General features: G+C 58.9%; 17 protein-coding genes and 1 pseudogene. 10 read left to right on the plus strand and 8 right to left on the minus strand.

What is annotated here, in order from left to right:
- Window position 1 precedes the first annotated feature (1 nt).
- The 5 genes from KYK14_RS04130 (at window position 2) to KYK14_RS04150 (ending at window position 6,909) form a co-directional block, all read left to right on the plus strand.
- A complete protein-coding gene (locus tag KYK14_RS04130) occupies window positions 2-1,480 on the plus strand; it encodes a RagB/SusD family nutrient uptake outer membrane protein (protein ID WP_219157096.1) in 1,479 nt (492 codons plus the stop codon).
- Window positions 1,481-1,492: 12 nt separating this feature from the next.
- On the plus strand, window positions 1,493-2,377 hold the full coding sequence (locus KYK14_RS04135) for a hypothetical protein (protein WP_219157099.1): 885 nt from the start codon (window positions 1,493-1,495) through the stop codon (window positions 2,375-2,377).
- Window positions 2,378-2,429: 52 nt separating this feature from the next.
- A complete protein-coding gene (locus KYK14_RS04140; protein WP_219157102.1) occupies window positions 2,430-3,395 on the plus strand; it encodes a glycosyl hydrolase in 966 nt (321 codons plus the stop codon).
- Window positions 3,396-3,443: 48 nt separating this feature from the next.
- Window positions 3,444-5,129 (plus strand): DUF5060 domain-containing protein, encoded by a 1,686-nt coding sequence (locus KYK14_RS04145; RefSeq protein ID WP_219157105.1) that lies wholly within the window; start codon window positions 3,444-3,446, stop codon window positions 5,127-5,129.
- A gap of 97 nt (window positions 5,130-5,226) precedes the next feature.
- Window positions 5,227-6,909: a glycosyl hydrolase gene (locus tag KYK14_RS04150; RefSeq protein WP_219157108.1), complete on the plus strand. Its 1,683-nt coding sequence runs from the start codon at window positions 5,227-5,229 to the stop codon at window positions 6,907-6,909.
- Window positions 6,910-6,969: 60 nt separating this feature from the next.
- On the opposite strand, the gene KYK14_RS04155 is transcribed toward KYK14_RS04150, so the two are convergent.
- Window positions 6,970-7,689, minus strand: a complete 720-nt coding sequence (locus tag KYK14_RS04155) for an ankyrin repeat domain-containing protein (protein ID WP_219157112.1) — start codon at window positions 7,687-7,689, stop codon at window positions 6,970-6,972.
- Window positions 7,690-8,215: 526 nt separating this feature from the next.
- On the opposite strand from KYK14_RS04155, the gene KYK14_RS04160 reads away from it, so the two are divergent.
- Window positions 8,216-8,359 (plus strand): hypothetical protein, encoded by a 144-nt coding sequence (locus KYK14_RS04160; RefSeq protein ID WP_219157247.1) that lies wholly within the window; start codon window positions 8,216-8,218, stop codon window positions 8,357-8,359.
- On the opposite strand, the gene KYK14_RS22545 is transcribed toward KYK14_RS04160, so the two are convergent.
- Together KYK14_RS22545 and KYK14_RS22550 are read right to left on the minus strand one after the other, a co-directional pair.
- A complete protein-coding gene (locus tag KYK14_RS22545; RefSeq protein ID WP_219157116.1) occupies window positions 8,305-8,490 on the minus strand; it encodes a hypothetical protein in 186 nt (61 codons plus the stop codon). The two genes, KYK14_RS04160 and KYK14_RS22545, sit on opposite strands and share 55 nt — an antisense overlap.
- A gap of 9 nt (window positions 8,491-8,499) precedes the next feature.
- Window positions 8,500-8,658: a transposase gene (locus KYK14_RS22550; protein ID WP_219157119.1), complete on the minus strand. Its 159-nt coding sequence runs from the start codon at window positions 8,656-8,658 to the stop codon at window positions 8,500-8,502.
- 34 nt (window positions 8,659-8,692) lie between these two features.
- On the opposite strand from KYK14_RS22550, the gene KYK14_RS04175 reads away from it, so the two are divergent.
- The gene (locus tag KYK14_RS04175; protein ID WP_219157122.1) at window positions 8,693-8,875 is read left to right on the plus strand and encodes a hypothetical protein; all 183 of its coding nucleotides are present in this window, start codon (window positions 8,693-8,695) and stop codon (window positions 8,873-8,875) included.
- Here the strand turns inward: KYK14_RS04175 and KYK14_RS04180 are convergent.
- From KYK14_RS04180 to KYK14_RS04205, 5 genes and pseudogenes are all read right to left on the minus strand, one after another.
- A complete protein-coding gene (locus tag KYK14_RS04180; RefSeq protein ID WP_219157125.1) occupies window positions 8,872-9,378 on the minus strand; it encodes a YkgB family protein in 507 nt (168 codons plus the stop codon). The two genes, KYK14_RS04175 and KYK14_RS04180, sit on opposite strands and share 4 nt — an antisense overlap.
- Before the next feature lie 156 nt (window positions 9,379-9,534).
- Window positions 9,535-10,317: pseudogene (locus KYK14_RS22080) on the minus strand (DUF1223 domain-containing protein).
- A 226-nt stretch (window positions 10,318-10,543) separates the two neighbouring features.
- Window positions 10,544-11,140, minus strand: a complete 597-nt coding sequence (locus KYK14_RS04195; protein WP_219157131.1) for a peroxiredoxin-like family protein — start codon at window positions 11,138-11,140, stop codon at window positions 10,544-10,546.
- A gap of 184 nt (window positions 11,141-11,324) precedes the next feature.
- The gene (locus tag KYK14_RS04200) at window positions 11,325-12,176 is read right to left on the minus strand and encodes a molybdopterin-dependent oxidoreductase (protein WP_219157134.1); all 852 of its coding nucleotides are present in this window, start codon (window positions 12,174-12,176) and stop codon (window positions 11,325-11,327) included.
- Between the two features lie 60 nt (window positions 12,177-12,236).
- Entirely contained in the window at window positions 12,237-12,962 is a 726-nt protein-coding gene (locus KYK14_RS04205; RefSeq protein ID WP_219157137.1) for a cytochrome b/b6 domain-containing protein, read from the minus strand.
- A 330-nt stretch (window positions 12,963-13,292) separates the two neighbouring features.
- On the opposite strand from KYK14_RS04205, the gene KYK14_RS04210 reads away from it, so the two are divergent.
- The 3 genes from KYK14_RS04210 to KYK14_RS04220 all read left to right on the plus strand — a co-directional run bounded on the left by KYK14_RS04210 (window position 13,293) and on the right by KYK14_RS04220 (window position 14,442).
- Window positions 13,293-13,901 carry a sigma-70 family RNA polymerase sigma factor gene (locus tag KYK14_RS04210; RefSeq protein ID WP_219157140.1) on the plus strand — a complete coding sequence of 203 codons (609 nt, stop codon included), beginning with the start codon at window positions 13,293-13,295 and terminating at the stop codon, window positions 13,899-13,901.
- The gene (locus KYK14_RS04215) at window positions 13,898-14,179 is read left to right on the plus strand and encodes a hypothetical protein (protein WP_219157143.1); all 282 of its coding nucleotides are present in this window, start codon (window positions 13,898-13,900) and stop codon (window positions 14,177-14,179) included. The genes KYK14_RS04210 and KYK14_RS04215 overlap by 4 nt, the downstream gene beginning before the upstream one ends.
- Window positions 14,180-14,268: 89 nt before the next feature.
- Window positions 14,269-14,442, plus strand: coding sequence for a hypothetical protein (locus tag KYK14_RS04220; RefSeq protein ID WP_219157146.1), 174 nt, complete (start codon window positions 14,269-14,271; stop codon window positions 14,440-14,442).
- The last annotated feature ends 4 nt before the right edge of the window (window positions 14,443-14,446 follow it).

Genomic DNA, 14,446 nt, shown 5'->3' on the forward strand with positions numbered 1-14,446 from the left:
CATGAAACGCATCACTCAACTGGGCCTGGCCGCGGCCGTCGCGCTGCTGGCAGGCTGCTCGCTCCAGGAAGAGCCCTACGGCTTCAACTCCACCACCAACTTCTACAAAACGGAGGCCGACGCCAACGCGGCCCTGGTGTACGCTTACGCCATCTTGCCGGAGATTGAATACTACTCCCGCAACTTCATTCTGATTACGGAGCTGCCAACCGAAAACATTACCCTGAAGCCCGACGCCGGCGCCAGCAACTTCGAGTTCGACCGCCTGGCCGTGCGCCCCGACAACCCGGAGCTGACCACCGCCTGGCGCTACGCCTACATCGGCGTGAACCGCGCCAACGCCGTCATTGCCAACGTGCCAGGCATTACGGAGATGAGCGACGCCAGCCGCAACCAGCTGGTAGGGGAGGCGCACTTCCTGCGGGCGCTGCACTACTTCAATATCGTGCGGCTGTTTGGGGCCGCCCCCGTGCATACCACGCCCGTTACGTCGCTGGACCAGACCAGCTCGGCGCGGGCTACCATGCAGGAAATCTATGCCCTGATTACTGACGACCTCAAGAAAAGCATCGAGCTGACCGATGCCGTGCGTCGCGATGGCCGCGCCAACAAGGTGGCCGCCTGGGGCCTACTGGCCAAGGTAGACCTGACGCTGGCCTCGGGCAAAGCCACCAACTCGCCCGGCTACGACTTCGTGCCCAATGCCGATGCGCTCTACGCCGAGGCCAAAACCTACGCCGGCAACGTGCTGAGCAACAGCGGTAGCTACGGCCTCGACCCTAGCCTAAAGGCCATTTTCGACGTGGACAAAAAGAACGGACCCGAGCACATTTTTGATGTGGCCACCGACCGGTCTGGCCTCTCGGAAGGCAACTACTCTAAGCTGCCACTGATGTTCATTCCCTACATCGACGGAGCCGTGTTCAAGCTCGCCGACAGCACCAGCGTGCGTTCGGGCTACAACCACTTCGTGACGGAGCCGGCCCTCTACAACAGCTTTGCAGCGGACGACAAGCGCAAAACCGAGCTGATTCCGAGCCGCGTGTACGTGGGCAACAAGGAAACGGTGCTCAGCATTACTGGCTACAGTCGGCCCTTTACTCGCAAATACCTCGACCCTAAGCAGGTAGGCGAACAGACCAGCGCCAACACCCCCGTGCTGCGCTACTCTGATGTGCTTCTGCTCTACGCCGAAGCCTGCGGCCCCACGGCAGAAGGTTACGCGGCCGTAAACCGCATCCGGACCCGCGCGGGCCTAACCAACCTGCAACCCGGCCTGAGCGTGACGGCCTTCCGCGACGCCGTTATTCAGGAGCGGGCGTGGGAACTGGCCTTCGAGGGTAACCGCCTGTTTGACTTGCGCCGCACCCACAAAATGGAAGAGGTGCTGGTGCAGAAATACGGCAAGACCATTCAGCCCGATAACGCCTATTTCTTCGCCACGCCTACCCGCGAAACCGACCTCAACCCCAACCTCTAACCCACCCTCGTTATGAACCTGCGAATCACAACTATAGGGGCTGGTATGCTGCTGGGCCTAAGCTGCCTGAGCGGTTGCACCGACGACCCCTTCGAAGACATTGAGAGCAACGAGCGCGCCATCACCGGTTTCTCTCTCGACAAAGGGCAGATTGGGGTAGCCGATATCGTTCGCACCCCTGAAACCGGCACCGTCACGGTGTACGTGGTGCGGGGCACCGACCTGACCAACGTAGTGCCCCGCATCGAAACATCGTACAAAGCCCACGTATCGCCGGCTTCGGGCGAAGCAGTGGATTTTTCCACCGGCAACCGTACCAAGACGTATTCGGTCACCTCCGAATCGGGCCAGACGCGGGAATGGACGGTGCAAGTAAAAGACTACCAGTCGGATATGGACGGTACGTGGAAGGTGACTAACATGCAGTTTCAGTACTTCATTGGGGAGGGCGAAAGCTGGGGCTGGAATGGCACCAAAAACGTAGCCAACAACATTGCCGATGCCACCAAGGAAAACGATAATACGCTGGCATTCACGACGACCGGCGTAACGGACGACGGTAAAATTACGGGCACCTACACCCACAGTCCCGGCCCGGATGGCGCTTTTGCTGACTTCAACTACAAGGGCACCGACTACAACTACAAGTTCCGCCGCCTACCCAAAAACCAAGGCACGTTTGTGCGCGATTTCGCCGCTAATACCATCACATTCAGCCCCGGCGGGCAGGCCGCTGGTCAGACCAAAACCATTACCATCGAGTTCAATGCAGATAAATCGACGCTGAAATTGCCCTTCAACGTGCAGCCCTACGATATTGATTGGGGTGGCGACGGCAACAAGCAAGAACTAGGCGGTGCCAAGACGACATGGTATATGTTGCAGAAAGAGAAGTAACTAGCTGCTAACGTTCCATCCGCTTCGTCTTCTCCCACCAACTTCCGTCCGCATGCACTCGCATCTCCTTAAAACATTCTTTCTCCTCTATCTGCTGAGTACGACCAGTGCCTTCGCCCAATCCAAGAAAGTGCTGCCCTACCTTCAGCGCATTTCGGGCAAGCAAACCCTAGCTGGGCAGCATAACAAGGAACCTAACGCCGAGCCTACCAAGTGGACCGACTACATCCACCGGACCACCGGCAAATACCCGGCGCTGTGGAGCGGTGATTTTCTATTTCAGCAGGAAAACATCGACAACCGCTGGAAAATGGTGCAGGAGGCCGAGCGGCAGTACAAGGCGAGCGCGGTGGTGAACATCATGTGGCACGCCTGCCCACCCGGCTCCGGCGAACCCTGCGGCTGGGACCCCGGCCTACTCAACCAGCTGCTTACCGACGCGCAGTGGCAGGAGTTGCTAACCGACGGCACCCCGTTGAACAAGACCTGGAAGTCGCGCATGGACGACATTGCCGTGTACTTGCAGTACCTGAAGGACAAGCAGGTAGAGGTGCTGTTCCGGCCGCTGCACGAGATGAACCAGGGGAAATTTTGGTGGGGCGGGCGGCCCGGTCCCAACGGCACGGCCCGCCTCTACCAAATCACCCACGACTACCTGCGCAACACCAAGGGTTTAACCAACCTGATCTGGGTGTGGGATATGCAGGACATGAGCCGCGACTTTGCCCAGTATAACCCCGGCCCCGAGTACTGGGACGTGTTTGCCTTCGACGTGTACGACAAGGGCTACGACCAGTCGTGGTACGACTACATCCTACCCCTTGTGGGCAACAAGCCCATGGCTATTGGCGAATGCGCCGTGCTGCCTACCCCCGAACTGCTGACGAAACAACCGCGCTGGGTATTCTTCATGGACTGGGCCGAGCTGGTGCAGGAAAAGAACTCCGTAGAAGTCATTAAGCGCATCTACAACGCGCCGCGCGTGCTCACGCGCGACGAAATGCCGCAGTGGAAATAGCCCCCAACGTGGCTACCAACCAAGGGTAGGGCGCGCAAACCAAACACCATGATACACCGCAACCTTGTGTTGCTGACGCTGCTGTGGCTGCTGTCAGCACGGATGGGCTATGCCCAAAAAGTCATCGGGCAGGCCGTGCTGCGCACGCCTACCATCCAGCAGTATGAGAAGACCGAGTGGGATATTGTGCTGAGTCAGCAGTTTCAGAACCCCTACCGGCAGCAAGAAGTGACACTGGATTTAGTACTGACCTCACCGAGCGGAATGCCAGTAGTCGTGCCGTGCTATTTCGAGCAGAACACTGGCGCCGCTTCGGCCTGGAAAGCCCGGTTTGCGCCCCGCGAAGCAGGCCCCTATACGGGCCTGTTTCGGCTCACGCGAAAAGATAAAACGGAGGAGAAACCCGTTGACCGCTTCACAGTGGTGGCGAGTACGAAACCAGGTTTTTTGCACGCAAACGACCTGTATACCTTCCGCTTCGACAACGGGGACTTATTTCGAGGGGTAGGGGAGAACTTGGGGTGGGAGGCGCGCTCGTTTGAGAATCAGAAGTGGACTTACGACTACCTGCTGCCTACCCTGGCGAAGAACGGCGTCAACTTCTTCCGCACTTGGATGTGCTACTGGAATCTGCCGCTGGAGTGGCAGAAAGTCAGCTCCACGAAGCGCTACACCAACACCACCGACTACTTCAACCCCGGCGCCATCCGGCGTATGGACGAGTTGGTGCACCTCACCGACTCGCTGGGGCTGTACTTCATGTTGACCTTCGACTGGCACGGCCATTTGATGGAGCAGGGCGGCTGGCGCAATAGTCCTTACAACCAACTCAACGGCGGTCCGGCCCGCACGCCTACCGAGTTTTTTACCCTACCCGCCGCCCGCGACAAGTACAAAGACAAGCTGCGCTACGTGGTGGCGCGCTGGGGCTACAGCACCAACATTGGCGCGTGGGAGTTCTTCAACGAAATCGACAACGCCGTGTTCACCCAGCAGGATAGCCTGCTGATTCCGCACGACGCCGTGACGCTCTGGCACGGCGAGATGAGCCGCTACCTCAAGGACATCGACCCCTACCAGCACCTGGTTACCACCAGCATCTCGCACCGCGACATTCTGGGAATGAACTCTATAGCCTATATCGACTTCAACCAGAAGCACATCTACAAGCACACCGAGAAGATTCCGGCCATCTACCCCAGCTACATTCAGACTTACGGTAAGCCCTACGTGGTAGGCGAGTTTGGCTACCGCTGGGAAGACGCCGACCCTACCTACAAGGAAGGCTTCAACTACGACTACAAACGCGGCCTGTGGTACGGCCTGTTCAGCCCTACCCCCATTTTGCCCATGACGTGGTGGTGGGAGCTGTTCGACGACCAGCAAATGACGCCCTACTTCCAGGCCGTGCGCACCATCAGCAACCAAATGCTGGCGGCGGGCCACGGCGAGTTTGAGCCATTTACGGTGTCGTCGGGAGCGGTACAGAGCTTCGGTATGCGCTGCGGCGACACCTACTTCGTGTACCTGCTCAACAACGGCCCAAACAGGGCCAGGGTGCCGGTTCGCTTCGACGTCCGTGGCAAAAAGCTCGCGGTGCAGTCCTTTGCGCCTACCACTCGGCAATACAGCAAGCTCACCCAGGTTGAGCAGAAACGTGAGCAGCTGACCCTACCCGATGTAACGCTGGACCCGCAACAAGAAGTGGTACTGCTTGTGAAAGCGACGAAGTAGAATACCGCATCCTTCATGTGGCATCTAGCTGATAGATAGCAACAAAGAATAAATAAGTTCTACCCTTATCACGCTTCCTACCCCAAATCCTACCCGTATGAAAACTCTCTACTCGTTGGCGCTGGTTGGCGCATTGTTGGCTGGTAGCACGGCCGCTGTGGCCCAAACGGCCTACAAAAGCCTGAACTTTCTGTATAGCATCAGTGGCACGCGCACGGCCTCCGGCATGCACAACCGTCAGCCCATTGCTACCCCCAGCACCTACACCAACCGCGTGCAGGCCATCACGGGCCAGTATCCGGCGCTGTGGAGCAGCGACTTTCTGTTCGAGCAAAGCGAAATCAACAATCGGTGGGCCATGACCAACGAGGCCAAGGCGCAGTGGGCGCAGGGGGCACTTATCAACCTGATGTTTCACGCCTGCCCGCCTACCCAGGCCGAGCCCTGCCAGTGGGAGGGCGGCATCAAGAGCAGCCTTACCAACGCGCAGTGGCAGGAGCTGATTACCGATGGTACCCAACTCAACCGCAACTGGAAGGCTCGCCTGGATGCCATTGTGCCCTACCTACAAGACCTCAAGAACAACGGCGTGGAGGTCCTGTTTCGGCCCCTGCACGAGATGAACCAGGGCGTATTCTGGTGGGCTGGCCGGCCCGGCCCCAACGGCACGGCCCGCCTCTACCAAATCACCCACGATTATCTGCGTAACACCAAAGGTCTCACCAACCTCATCTGGGTGTGGAACGTGCAGGATTTCGGCTCCTTGGCCTCGGATTTGGCCAACTACAACCCCGGCAGCAGTTATTGGGACGTACTGAGCTTGGATATGTACTACACCGATGGGCAAGGCTACACCACGGCCAAGTACAACGCCATGCTGAACGCGGCCGGCAGTAAGCCCATTGCCATCGGCGAGTGCGAGGTGCTACCCTCCCCGAGCCTGCTAGCATCGCAACCGAAGTGGAGCTTTTTTATGGGCTGGTCGGAATTGGTGTTTGAAAAAAACTCGAATACCACTATTCAGAACACGTTCTGGGCCAGCAATGTGCTTGTGCGCGATGAAATGCCGGGCTGGGGCAGCGGCGGCAGTACGCCCACGGCGCCCAACATCGCGTACCGGCGACCCGTTTCGGTTTCATCTTCCGAGAACAGCACGAATACGGGCGACAAGGCCGTGGATGCCGATGGCAATACCCGCTGGTCGAGCGCCTATGCCAACAACCAGTACCTCTACGTTGATTTGGGCGCCACTTATTCCATCAACCGGGTGCGCTTGGCCTGGGAAGCTGCCTACGCCAAAGATTACCAAGTGCAGGTATCGACCGACAACGTGACCTGGACGACCATCAAGGATGTGTGGGGCAAATCCGCCGCCGCTCCCGACGACCACACGGGGCTGAACGCGCGCGGGCGGTACGTGAAAGTATACTGCATCAACCGAGCCACCCCATACGGCTTCTCGTTGTATGAAGTAGAGGTATATGGTACTTCGGTTGTTACATCGGCCCGCACGGCCACCATGCCCGTTCAGGAAGGACGCGCTGCATCGTTGCTGGCAATATATCCCAACCCTACCAGCGGCATGCTTCAGGTGCAGCTACCCGCCGCTCAGCAGCCTAGCAGGGTAGTACTCCGAAATGTGCAAGGGCAGGAAGTACTGCGCAAAACCACAAACGGACCCACCTTCGCGCTCGACCTGAGTCACTTACCGGCAGGCATCTACTGGCTAACCGTTGTGGGCGCTGCTAGCCAAACCGCACAAAAAGTTGTGAAGCTATAGAAAGTAGTCAGACTGTAATGCTGAGCGATGCCAAGGAGTGGCAAGGGGCATGGAGCGCCACTACCTAGGCAACCGAACTCGTTGTCCACTGCCATTGGTGAGGGTAGAGTCTACCCCGAACTGCAACAATAGCCCCAACACGCGTTGCTTATCTGCCGGTAGCTGGGCAGCGTAGAACAAGACGGGCGTTGAATTCATGAAGGCGCTGCTGCGGCCGTTTGGGTCAGCGCTATGCCGCAGCAGGGTTTCCACCAGGTCGGCCCGACCTAATTGTACCGCGGCAATCAACGGGGTTTCGTCTTGGGGGCGTTCGTTGGGGTCGGCACCACACCACAACAGCAACTTCAGGTGGGCCTCGTTGCCGGCCGCAATGGAGGGCAACATGCTGGTGTGACGTAGCACAACCCACGGCAGCACGAAGAAGCAGGCCGTGGCGGCGAGCAATGCCCACCGCCCGGTTTGCGGTAGGGGTGCAGCAAGCAGCATCAGGACGCTGGTCAGGCCCACAAACCACCCGGCAAAAAGCGTTGGGGACGCGGCGAAGTAGCATAAGGCGATTCCAATTGCTCCGACCCCCAGTGAGTAGAGTAGCCACGCGGGCGTCGCCGCTCTATTCCAACTCAGCCTAGGAGATTGGGCCACTAGTGTGCAGAATCCAGTGGCCCACAACAGAAAAGCGCTCAGCCAGTACAACGGTCCAACATAGGCCGTCACCGAGCCCAACGCCACCGAGAGGAACGTGAGGGTCCAAAGAAGGGCCAGCAGGCGTTTGCGAGTCATAACGGAAAGATAATGGCGCAAGCTCTAAACACCAGGAATCAACCCAGTATTTGGCGGCTAGCTTACACCTGTAACGTGTGCCGAGTTCACCAAATGCTTTAATCGGAGCCTAAATCTTCACAATCCACAGGTAGGGCCAGTAGGGGTAAAGGGGTAAAACTGAGGTGGTCGGATAAATCTAGACAGAATAGGGTCTACTCTTTCCAACGTCATGAAAGCCAGCCCCCACCTGCCAAACGTCGGCGTTATGATGCCGACGTTTGGCAGGTGGGGGCTGGTTGATGAAAGCCGCTCGACGCAAGCCGCCGCGCACTCTCAACATCAGTCCCAAGCTGCTCTACAAGTAGCAGAAAGAGGCGCTCACCCCCATCGCGGCCGCCCGCGGGGCGGAGTTAAATCTGGCCACGGCAGCTCGCATTGCGCCAGCTGCGGGCCTTGGCGCGCCGGCAGGCGCAAGAGCTGGACATTTCAAAAAAAGTCATTGCCATCAGAATGCTGTAGCCGCATTATCGCAGACCCCAGACCAATGAGCCACTACCGCTTTATCCAGGCCCAGCAGGAGCAGTACCCCGTGCGCCTCCTGTGCCACGTGTTGGGCGTGGTGGTCGGTGGGTATTATGCTTGGCAAAGCTGGCGCACGGGCACCTGGGCGGCGCGCTGGGCGATGTGACGGTAGGTGCTCACCGGGTCGGCTAAGGCTTTTTTTAAAATATCGAGCGCTTGCTCGGCCCGCTTGAGGCGGGCGCGCAATGCACGCACTTCCGGGTAGCCGGCTACTTCTTCACTGCCCACTTCGGCCATCACTTGCTCCTACTGCCAGTGGTAGAGTAGTTTGGGATTAATGCCGAGCTCACGAGCGGCCGCTTGAGTGGAACAGCTCTCGTCAACTCGGCACAAGGCCTCGGCCTTGAAGGCCGCGTCGTATTTACGCCGTTTGTCGGGCGACGCCCCGCTCTTTTTTGCTGTCATCACAGAAGAAATATACCTCCTTCTTTTGTCCGCCTTGCCTAGACCACCTCATTCCTCCCTTCGCGTGGTGCGGGGAATCGTGCTCGTGTACTCCTTGGTGTTTCTCATCGGCACGTACACGCATCTGCCCGGCGTACTCACTTATGGCTGGCTCGCCTGGCCTGTGCCGCGGGCCATTGGCCTGTATTCTAATCACAGGTCCTTGACAGCCAGCTAGTGAGCACGCCGGGCCTCAGCGGCGGTGTGCAACGCGGCACCTAGCAGCTCCAAGTCTTTGAGGATAAAGCCACCCGCCCCACCCGGTACCCATAAGCCATCGACCACGGCAAACGCGTTAGGCGTCGTGAACAGGAATGACAGCGTAACGCCAAACATAAAGACGGCTCCTAGGCTCCCAACATAAGACAGCCGCGGCGCTACTGGTCGCAGGGCAATCAGCAGGGCAATCAGAATTTCAGCCGTGCCAACAAGGTTGGACAGCATCCGCACGCTGACAATATCGTAGAGCCACGCAAACAGCGGACTATTGACAAATAGCGGCTGAATACCAGCAGCCTCAGTCGGCGTGAATTTAAACAGGCCAAACCACAGGATGAGGAGCACCAAACCGTAACGCAGGACGAACGTGCCCGCACGGTCTAGGGGCGTGGACGGAGCAGGCGAGTGGTGGAGCCAAGGAACTGCGGTAGGCGATTGAGAAGCAGGGGAAGTGGGTTGCATAAGCGAGAGCCAACGCGTGGCCGGGTAAGGGGTAGAAGGGGAGGGGTACTGCAACTAGTATATCGCCCGACTCGGTGCTCAGAACGGACCACATCGAGCTCGCGGGCTCAAGCTACGAACAGCGTAAAAAGCCGTTTTTTTTGATAACTGCACTACTTACTTAACCGCCGTACTACCATCGCCTAGCGAGAGGCTCCCTACCCCCACTACGTGGTGCGAGGCGACTTCCTGCACCAGCACCACGGCCCGTAAGGAGTTGGTTTTCCAGTCAGCCTGCAGGTGGAGCAGGGTACTGCCGGTGAAGGTGCCCTCGGCCCCCACCGTGCCGAGGGTACGCAGGCTGCGCACTACAGCAGCGTGGCGCAATAGGCGGCCCGTGTTTTCGCCCCGGCCTATGTGCGAAGACAAACCCGTTTCGGTGAGGGCTAACTCGACACTAGCGGCCTTAATGCCGGCGGGCAAGTGACTAACCTGCACGACGATAGCACCAGTGGCGGCGCGAGTTAGCGTCACGGTAGCGCGGGGCGTGTGTGCAGCTTTGGCCACGGTGCTACGCTGGCTGCCGACGAACTCGTACCGGCCATTTACGACGGCCTGGGGCGTGTAGTGACCTGCCTTAAATCCCTGGGCGTATCAGCGCTGGCGGGCCGTGAATTGGGCTGACGAAAACGGGTCTTTCCAGCCCAGCCTGTTCCAATAATCGACGTGCTGGCCCAAGGCGATAACCTTGACGCCGGGCACCGACTGTACCGTTTCCAGTTCGCGCAGCGCCGCATCGGCGGCGGGGCACAACGAGCACCCTTCCGAGGTGAATAGCTCCACGACCACCGGCACGGCAGCGGGTACGGGTAGTTTGGTGGCCGGCCCCGAAGACGACGTAAGAGCTACGCTCGCAGCAGCAGCCAGCACGGGTGCCAGGGCAAATAGGATACGAATCATGCTAAGAAGGGGAAAGTTGTCAAGCCCGGAAGCCGGCTTTTGGAATTGCTAGACGCGCCGCTTGCCACTTCCTTGCAGCGGTAAGCAGAAAAAGAACGTGGGGCCGGCGGCATAGGTACGGGCAGACAGTGGGCGCTGGGGTACCCACTAGCTAGGCAGCAGGACCAGCAGAAACAAAACTTCAACTACGCAGTTATCAGCTGCTTACCTGGATTACCTTGGGCCGTTATAGTGCTTGCGTTACCTGCTTCACGCTGGCGCGGTGGCGGTAGTCGGGGTTGAAGTAGGCAAATTTGATTGTGCCGTCGCGGCCGATCACGTAGGTGGCCGGCACGGGCAGCACCGCCACATCGGCTCCATTGGCCCCTTTCAAATCCACGCCGAAACCTTGGTATTTCTGCACCGTGGCGTCATCCACGGTGAAGGCGGTTTTGTATGCCTTCATGATGGCAAAATCCTGGTCGTGGACGACGGGAATGCGGAGCTGGGTTTTCGCTACCGTCTTGTCGATGTTGGTTTGGATTTCGGGTGTTACCACCACTACTTGGGCCCCCTTCGCGGTCAGGGTTTGCAGCGAATCCTGTAATTGGCTGAGCTGCTTGTTGCAATACGGGCACCACTGTCCGCGGTAGAAATAGAGTACCACGGGGCCTTTTTTCAGGAGTTGAGCCAGTTCGACGGGCCGCCCAGCCGTATCCTGGCTTTTGAAAGCGGGCGCGGTCTGCCCCACCGTCAGGGCGGAGGCCGTAAGGGGGGGCGTGGTTTGGGCCAGAACGGGCGTGGCGAGCAGCAGACTGCCCGCGAGATAAAGGAACTTGGTCATCGTGAAAAAGGAGGGAAAAGTGCACTTCTTACCTGCTAGACGCCCTACCAGCCCTTACCTTACACCCTACGCTAAGATTTTTTGTATAAAAATTCTTAGCGTAGAGTATGCAGTTAGCTGGCAAGAGGCAGGAAAATTGTATGAATTTCCTTACGTACTTATTCAAGTGAACTACTTTGCCCGCTCAGTGCCCAGCGTACCAATCGTAGCCCCGCTCGGCCCAGTAGTCGGCGGGGCGGGTATCGGTGAAGGCGATGGTACCGATGCGCTTGAGGTGCTTGATGCCGTACTTGAGGGGCGTGACCAGGCGCAGCGGGGCGCCGTGTTCCAGCGGTAGCGGCTGGCCGTTCAACTCGTAACAAAGTAGGGTTTGAGGATGCAGTACCGTTTCCTGCTCCAGGCCCACGTAGTACGCCTCGTCGGGCGTCACGAAGCTAGCGTAGCGGGCCACATCGGCTGGGGGCGCCGCGGGGTTTAGGATGGGCTGACCCGAGGCCGTGGCCAGGGGGTAGCGGGCCAGAAAATCGGTAAGCCGTACCCCGGCCCAGGTCACCACGACGCTCCAGCCCTCGATGCACTTAAACTCGGTGGTCATCTCGGTGCGCGGCAGGGCTTTTACGTCGGCTAGGGTGACGTGCTGGGTGCGGGCCGGCGCGCCGGGGGCAGCGTAGCCTTGCACGGTAAGCTGCCAGGTAGCCGGGTCGAACTCGTTACCTAGGCCCACGTCGCCGTTAGCACGCAAGCGGCGGGCGTGGCCTTTGGTAAACTCGGGGGCTAGGCGCGTATGTTTAGAGTAGGCCTGCGTGAGCTGCGCGTTGAAATCCAGTACATTGCGCAAGCCCACCGGAAGGCCGTCGGCCTCAGGGGTATGCAGTAGGTAGCGCCAGCCGGCCAGCCCCGCTAGGCCGGCTAGGCCCAGCCCGATAAAAGAGCGTCTCGAGCGCTTCGTAGCTGCTTGTAGGGCCGCCGCTTCGGAAGCAGGAGCTGGCACGGCGACGTTAACGGCTGGCGGCGCGGGGGGCGTTTCGTTGGTCATAGCAAAAGCCAGCAGCCTGCTGGTAGTTAGTAGTTAATAGAAAAGAAAAGCGGATGCTTGCTACTGCTGTTTGCTCGGGGTATCGCCGGCGGGCAGGGCTGTCGGGCCAGCTAGTACGTTGCGAGTAGCGGGGTCGACGTCTTTCAGCTCGAAGCCGGCTACCATTGCTCGGAAATTGTTCCAGCCCGCCCGCACTACCTGCGCGATGTGCACGATAAAAAAGAGCACGTATCCCACCGTAAGCGCGAAGTGCAGCAAGCGCGCCGTTTCGTAGCCGCCCAGCAGCTGCGTAAGCCAGCCCAGCTGCACGGGTTGATACATAGCCAGGCCTGTCAGTACCGAGCCCACGCCCATCAGGATGACGGCGGTATAGGCAAGCTGCTGGGCGCCGTTGAACTTGCGGATTGGCGGCCCGTTCTTCCGCAGGCCCAGGTCGTGGAGCGTCACCTGAACGGCTTCCTGAAACGAGTGCCGGGTAGGCAGCAAGTAGCGCCACTCGCCGGAAATAGCCGTGTAGAGCACGTAGAGCAGTCCGTTGAGCAAGAAAGCCCACATCAGCACAAAGTGCCACGCCATGCCCTGGGCTAGCTTGTGGTCGAGGTGAAAGGCTTGGTAGAAGGAAGTAGGGAAGAACTGAAGCAGCGTCGTGCTGCCCCAGCCGAGGCGATATACGTCGTTGGCCCAATAGATCCAGAGCCCACTCCATAGCATGAGGCTGAGGATGGGAAAATTGAGCCAGTGAAACCAGCGAATAGCCAGCGGGTGCTTTTCGACAACGACTTTCATACGCAACAGGAAACAAGAGGGCACTACCCTCTCATGCGAGGGGCAGCTGGTCCGGTAGACGGAGTGTTGGGCCACTCCTTACAGGGCGGGGGCGGTAAAAAAATCACCCCCGCCTTGTAAGGATGGAGGCCCGAAGGCGTCTAGGCTAGGGTAAGCCGACGAGCAGCCGAATCATACCCAATAGAAGTGCCCTGCTGATGCAAGCGAGCCACCGGCCTCTTTTACCTCGCCTGTAAGAGTTGTCCGGTAGGCAGGCCGTCGACTTACATAGGCTACGCTGGCTTTTACTTTATTCGTACTATACTCCTTACTTACTTGACTTTTAGCGCAATGCGAACGCCGCTCATTGGTTTGGAGCCTCAGCAGTGGCTTGCTCGCTTCGGCGACGAGCTGTACCGCTACGCACTGGGCCGCGTGGCGGAGGCAGGTATGGCCGAGGAACTGGTGCAAGACACATTCGTCAGCGCCCTAGAAGCCCAGGCGTCTTTTCGCGGGCAGGCCTCGGAGCGCACGTGGTTGTTTGTCATCCTGAAGCGCAAAATTATTGACCACTACCGGCGGCAGGCCCGCTCGCCCTTCGTCCCGCTCACCCTCACGCCCGAGCAGCTGCCGGAAGCCGAATTTTTTCGGCCGGCCGACGGGCATTGGCGCGAGGAGGAATACCCGGCCCCCTGGGACGGGGTAGGCGACGAAGGTCGGGGGGATGTGCTGGTAGAACAGGCTGAATTTCAACATATCCTAAAAAGCTGCCAGGAGCGGCTTTCGCCGCAGCACCTGGCCGTATTTGTGCTGCGCTTCGTAGAGGAACTGCCGGCCGAGGCTATTTGTCAGGAACTCGGCCTCTCGCCGTCAAACTACTGGGTCATCGTGCACCGGGCCAAGTTGCAGCTGCGCCGCTGCCTCGAAAAGAACTGGTTTCAGTCCCCCCCCGCATCATGAGCATTCCCTCGCCCCTCTTCAACTGCCAGCAAGCCACCCTGCTCCTGGAACGCCGCGCCGACGCACCACTGCCAGCCAAAACCAATGCTCAGCTCTGGGCGCACCTGCGCCTTTGTCCCTACTGCCGGCGCTATGCGTTTCAAAGCTCCTTCCTGGCTCGTCAGGCCAAAGCGGCAGCCGAGGCCGTTGTGCCAGCCGACCTGCCATTACCGGTCAGCTTGCGCGCCCGCTTGCAGCAGCTCATCGACACGCACGAGGCGGGGCTCCAGCAGGAATAGAGGTTTTTTAAGTAAGATGTAAGTTCCTATTAAGTGGGGCGTCTGTCTGCTGGAAACTACTTTATTGCTCACTTTTTCACCCCTCTCACATGCGTACGTTCCTCGTTTCCGCTTCTTCGGTCCTACTCGTCCTCACACTCGTGCTGGCCACACCGCTTGCCCACGCCCAGAATGGCGGTAAAAAGCAAGATGAGAAGATGGCACAAAGCAACATGAGCCGCGGTAAAAGGGCAAAGGACAAAATTCGTGACAACAAACTGTAAGATC

This window comes from Hymenobacter profundi (assembly GCF_019334315.1).
GTDB lineage: Bacteria > Bacteroidota > Bacteroidia > Cytophagales > Hymenobacteraceae > Hymenobacter > Hymenobacter profundi.

Excerpts from the sequence above, each read along its gene's own strand:
- KYK14_RS04220 (WP_219157146.1), top strand. The coding sequence starts at position 14,269 with ATGCGTACGTTCCTCGTTTCCGCTTCTTCGGTCCTACTCGTCCTCACA.
- KYK14_RS22545 (WP_219157116.1), bottom strand. The coding sequence starts at position 8,490 with ATGGCCGAAGTGGGCAGTGAAGAAGTAGCCGGCTACCCGGAAGTGCGT.
- KYK14_RS04140 (WP_219157102.1), top strand. The coding sequence starts at position 2,430 with ATGCACTCGCATCTCCTTAAAACATTCTTTCTCCTCTATCTGCTGAGT.
- KYK14_RS04180 (WP_219157125.1), bottom strand. The coding sequence starts at position 9,378 with ATGCAACCCACTTCCCCTGCTTCTCAATCGCCTACCGCAGTTCCTTGG.
- KYK14_RS04130 (WP_219157096.1), top strand. The coding sequence starts at position 2 with ATGAAACGCATCACTCAACTGGGCCTGGCCGCGGCCGTCGCGCTGCTG.
- KYK14_RS04145 (WP_219157105.1), top strand. The coding sequence starts at position 3,444 with ATGATACACCGCAACCTTGTGTTGCTGACGCTGCTGTGGCTGCTGTCA.
- KYK14_RS04200 (WP_219157134.1), bottom strand. The coding sequence starts at position 12,176 with ATGACCAACGAAACGCCCCCCGCGCCGCCAGCCGTTAACGTCGCCGTG.
- KYK14_RS04160 (WP_219157247.1), top strand. The coding sequence starts at position 8,216 with ATGAGCCACTACCGCTTTATCCAGGCCCAGCAGGAGCAGTACCCCGTG.
- KYK14_RS04155 (WP_219157112.1), bottom strand. The coding sequence starts at position 7,689 with ATGACTCGCAAACGCCTGCTGGCCCTTCTTTGGACCCTCACGTTCCTC.
- KYK14_RS22550 (WP_219157119.1), bottom strand. The coding sequence starts at position 8,658 with ATGACAGCAAAAAAGAGCGGGGCGTCGCCCGACAAACGGCGTAAATAC.
- KYK14_RS04205 (WP_219157137.1), bottom strand. The coding sequence starts at position 12,962 with ATGAAAGTCGTTGTCGAAAAGCACCCGCTGGCTATTCGCTGGTTTCAC.
- KYK14_RS04195 (WP_219157131.1), bottom strand. The coding sequence starts at position 11,140 with ATGACCAAGTTCCTTTATCTCGCGGGCAGTCTGCTGCTCGCCACGCCC.
- KYK14_RS04150 (WP_219157108.1), top strand. The coding sequence starts at position 5,227 with ATGAAAACTCTCTACTCGTTGGCGCTGGTTGGCGCATTGTTGGCTGGT.
- KYK14_RS04210 (WP_219157140.1), top strand. The coding sequence starts at position 13,293 with ATGCGAACGCCGCTCATTGGTTTGGAGCCTCAGCAGTGGCTTGCTCGC.
- KYK14_RS04135 (WP_219157099.1), top strand. The coding sequence starts at position 1,493 with ATGAACCTGCGAATCACAACTATAGGGGCTGGTATGCTGCTGGGCCTA.
- KYK14_RS04215 (WP_219157143.1), top strand. The coding sequence starts at position 13,898 with ATGAGCATTCCCTCGCCCCTCTTCAACTGCCAGCAAGCCACCCTGCTC.